This window comes from Mesorhizobium sp. CNPSo 4688, from assembly GCF_057784295.1.
The window spans coordinates 1-4,691 of the sequence record NZ_JBWLUY010000063.1 but is presented as its reverse complement, the minus strand read 5'-3'; the positions used below and the strand labels follow the sequence as shown (position 1 = coordinate 4,691).

Here is a 4,691-nt window from a genome sequence, read left to right as displayed (position 1 = left end):
CTTTGAGCGGCAGCTGAGCGAGATCGCCAGTTCCCGTGGCGGCAGAGCAATGCCGGCGGCCTCGACGTTGCAGCCGGTCCAGTCAGCTGGGGTTTTGATAGGGCACAGCAAGGAGCCTCTCTATTCCGAGGATGCTCGCCTTATTTCGGTGCTTGAGAAGGGCCTCCGCCGCGGCAATGCCGCCAACCACACCGCCAACGGCTATGTATACTCTCTTCGCAGCTTCAGCCGCCGGCTCTTCGCAAATAAAAGAGATCCGATTGCTGCTCGGCTCGACGACCAGTCGCTGACCGATGATGCCCGCGAGGCCATCGAAAAGGGTCATAATAAACGACTCCTCTCGGCAATAAACTATCTCCGGGCCTTCCAGTCGACGGGCGGATTCGTGCCGATCACAAGCCGGACTGATCTAATTCCGCACCCCCAGGACGTGGCTCTCATCAAAGAGTACAGAAACGACGCGGGATCGACCCGCAGGGTGTATGCAACTGTTCTTCGCAAATTCAGTGACTACCTGCGTAAGAGCAACAAGCCAGGAATTGCTGGTCGGCTTTCCGGCATGTCGTTGGACGGCGATGTCGAGCGCTATAGGAGAGACGTCGGCGGCAGTGGGAATATCGGTGCCGCACTGGCTAATCTGCGAAAATCGCAGGCAGGCGCTAAAGCGATGGAGCTCGAACGCCATATTCCCCTCGTTCCTGATCCCGGAAACGCGATCCGGATGGAGCCGATGTCCGTCGGCGCCGCTGCGCAGCACAGCGCGTCGCAGGGCGCGAGCAGATGGCCAGATGAGCTGCCTCCCGTAGAAAGCTACGATCAGGATTTGCTTTGGGAGATGATGGACAAACCCGGTCCGTCGTCATCTCTCGAGCCAGCCGCGCGCCATGACCAGTCAACGGATCCCCGAGAGTCCGTTCGCCACTTGAACTGGGGCTACGACTGCCAGCAGTTCCCCGACAAGCCGATGGGTGCATTTGCCAGCAGTAACCTCCTGCCAAGCGAGGAGGTCCTCATCAACGATGAGCGTGACACAGCTGGGTTGCGGCCAGCGAAGAGGCCGAGGACTCTGGACAATCTACACGGTCTTGCCAAGCGGCAGCTGAGCGAGATCGCCAATTCAGGTGGAATTAGAGCAATGCCGGCCGCCTCGACACTGCAACCGTCTCAGACAGCTGGAGTTTTGACAGGGCGGAGCAAGCAGCCTCTTTATTCCGAGGACGTAGGCCTTATTTCGGGCTTTGAGAAGGCCCTCTTCGAGGGTAAGGCCGCCAATCACACCGTCAATGCCTATGTATATTCTCTTCGCAGCTTCGGGCGCTGGCTCTTCGCAAATAACAAAGATCCGATTGCTGCTCGGCTCGACGATCAATCGCTGACCGATGATGCGCGCGAGGCCATGGAAAAGGGTCATCACGGGAGACTCCCTGCGGCAATAGACCATCTCCGGACCTTCCAGGAGAGGGGGCGCGTGCTGATCACAAGCCCCGCTGAGCTAAATCCTCACCCCCAGGATCTGGCTCTCATCAAAGAGTACAGAAACGACGCAGCGACAAGGACCGGCAGGTCTGTCCTTCGCAGTTTCAGCGACTACCTGCGTAGAAATAACAAGCCGGGCATTGCTGGTCGGCTTTCCGGCACGTCATTGGATGGCGATGTCGAGCGCTATCGGAAAGACGGCGGTGATCGGAATATCGGTGCCGCACTGGCTGATCTGCGAAAATCGCAGGCAGGCGCTAAAGCGATGGAGCTCGGGCGCCATATCCTCCCCGTTCCTGATCCCGAAAACGCGCCGCGGATGTCCCTCGGCGCCGCTGCGCAGCAAAGCTGGCCAGAGGAACTGCCTCCTGTAGAAAGCTACGACCAGGATTTGCTTTGGGAGATGATAGACAAATCCGGCCCGTCGTCTCTCGAGCCAGCGGCGCGCCAAGACCAGTCATCAGACTCCGGAGGGTCTATTCGTCACTTGAACGGGGGCTACGACCGCCAGCAGTTCCCCGACAAGCCGATGGATGCACTTGCCAGCAGCAACGTCCTGCCAGGCGAGGAGGTCCTCATCAACGATGAGCGTGACACAGCTGGGTTGCGGCCAGCGAAGAGGCCGAGGCCCCTGGACAATCTACACGGTCTTGCCATTGAGCGGCAGCTGAGCGAGATCGCCAATTCAGGCAGAGCAATGCCGGCGGCCTCGTTGCAGCCGGTCCAGTCAGCTGGTGTTTTGATAGGGCACAGCAAGGAGCCTCTTTATTCCGAGGACGCTCGCCTTATTTCGGGACTTGAGAAGGCATTCCCCAACGGCAACGCCGCCAACCGCACTGCCTACAACTATGTAAATTCTCTTCACAGGTTCGGGCGCTGGCTCTTCGCAAATAACAAAGATCCGATTGCTGCTCGGCTCAACGACCAGTCGCTGACCGATGATGTGCGCGAGGCCATCGAAACGGGTCATAACGGGAGACTCCGTCCGGCAATGGACCATCTCCGGACCTTCCAGTCGACGGGCGGAGTGGTGCCGATCACAGGCCGCGCTGAGCTAAATCCTCACCCCCAGGACGTGGCTCTCATCAAAGAATACAAAAACGAAGCTGCGACAGGGACCCGCAGGGCGTATGCAACTGTTCTTCGCAATTTTACCGACTATCTGCGTGAGAACAACAAGCCGGGCATTGCTGCCCGGCTTTCCGGCACGTCGTTGGACGGCGATGTCGAGCGCTATAGGAAAGACGCCGCGGGCAATCGGAAAATCGGTGCCGCACTGGCTGATCTGCGAAAATCGCAGGCAGGCGCTAAAGCGATGGAGCTCGAGCGCCATAACCTCCCCGTTCCTGATCCCGCAAAAGCGGTCCGGATGGAGCCGATGCCCGTCGGCGGCGCCGCTGCGCAGCACAGTGTGTCGCAGGGTGCGGGCAGGTGGCCAGAGGAGCTGCCTCCTGTGGAAGGCTACGATCAGGATTTGCTTTGGGAGATGATGGACGAACCCGGCCCGTCGTCATCTCTCCAGCCAGCCGAGCGCCTTCAGTCAACTGGAGTTTTGATAGGGCGGAGCAAGCAGCCGCTTTATTCCGAGGACGCTCGCCTTATTTCTGGGGTTGAGAAGGGCCTCCGCCACGGCAATGCCGCCGATGGCACTGCCGACGCCTATGTACATTCTCTTCGCAGCTTCGGGCGCTGGCTCTTTGCAAATAACAAAGATCCGTTTGCTGCCCGGCTCAACGACCAGTCGCTGACCGATGATGCGCGCGAGGCCATCGAAAAGGGTCACCACAAACGACTCCTTACGGCAATAGACCATCTGCGGACCTTCCAGTCGACGGGCGGAGTGGTGCCGATCACAGGCCGCACGGAGTTAACTCCTCACCCCCAGGACGGGGCTCTCATCAAAGAATACAAAAACGAAGCAGGGACATCGACTGGCAGGTTGTATGCATCTCTTCTTCGCAGTTTCAGCGACTATCTGCGTGAGAGCAACAAGCCGGGCATTGCTGCTCGGCTTTCCGGCACGTCATTGGACGGCGATGTCGAGCGCTATAGGAAGGACAGCGGGGGTAGTCGGCATATCCGTGCCGCACTGGCTGATCTGCGAAAATCGCAGGCAGGCGCTAAAGCGATGGAGCTCGAGCGCCATATCCTCCTCGTTTCTGATCCAGCAAAAGCGGTCCGGATGGAGCCGATGCCCGTCGGCAGCGCCGCTGGGCAGCGCAGCGTGTCGCAGGAAGCGGGCAGATGGCGAGATGAGCTGCCTCCTGTGGAAGGCTACGACCAGGATTTGCTTTGGGAGATGATCGACAAACCCGGCCCGTCGTCTCGCGAGCCAGCCGCGCGCCATGACCAGTCTTCGGATCGAGCGTCCATTCGTCCCTTGAACTGGGGCTACGACCCCCAGCAGTTCCCCGACAAGCCGATGGGTGTATTTGCCAGCAGCAACCTCCCGCCAAGCGAGGAGGTCCTCACCAACGATGAGCGTGACACAGCTGGGTTGCGGCCAGCGAAGAGGCCGAGGACCCTGGACAATCCAGACGGCCTTGCCATTGAGCGGCAGCTGAGCGAGATCGCCAATTCAGGCGGTCGCCTGCTGTCGTCGGCGGATCCCGTCCATCAACTGGGTGCATTGCCATCGCAGACGCAGGACATCGTCCAGGTCGGACGGCAAGAACCTGCCGGGTTCGCTTCAACCTGGTCGCCGCAGATGCCGCTCAACTTTGATTGGAGTATGTGGCCGAACCCGGAAGCAGCGCCAGCGCCCGCTGCCAGCGCCCCCCCAGACACCTACCGGGATTTTCCATTGGTTGATCTGACTGCGGCCACGCCGTCTGAATCACGCGACGATGATAATTCCGTGCCGGTGTTTGCAAGCAAATCCTCCGATGCTCAGGTCGGGGCTTTGGGTCCGACCGCCCCGTCTCACGGCCGCGGGCTGGTGCTCCAGGACATGGAATGGCTGGGCGACGAGCATGTCCTGAGGGACTACCAGCTCCTGACGCAAGAGTTGCAGGGGAACAATCCGGGTCTGGCCGCCCGGACGCGGTTCGTGGATCCCCTCATAATCCTTGGCAGCCTGCGCTTGGGCACCGAGAGCGACATGCTACGCGCATTCCAGCGCATCGTTCATGATCACAATGGCGACGACACGGCCGACTTCCTGTTCCTGCCAGTGAACGATGCCAGTGCCAATCGCCGCGGCAGCCATTGGTCGC

General features: G+C 60.1%; 1 protein-coding gene. It reads left to right on the top strand.

The features are described from left to right. Nucleotides 1-49 precede the first annotated feature (49 nt). Nucleotides 50-4,691 (top strand): hypothetical protein (locus AC04SH_RS34655; RefSeq protein ID WP_488578070.1); only part of this gene is annotated, 4,642 nt, incomplete at its 3' end.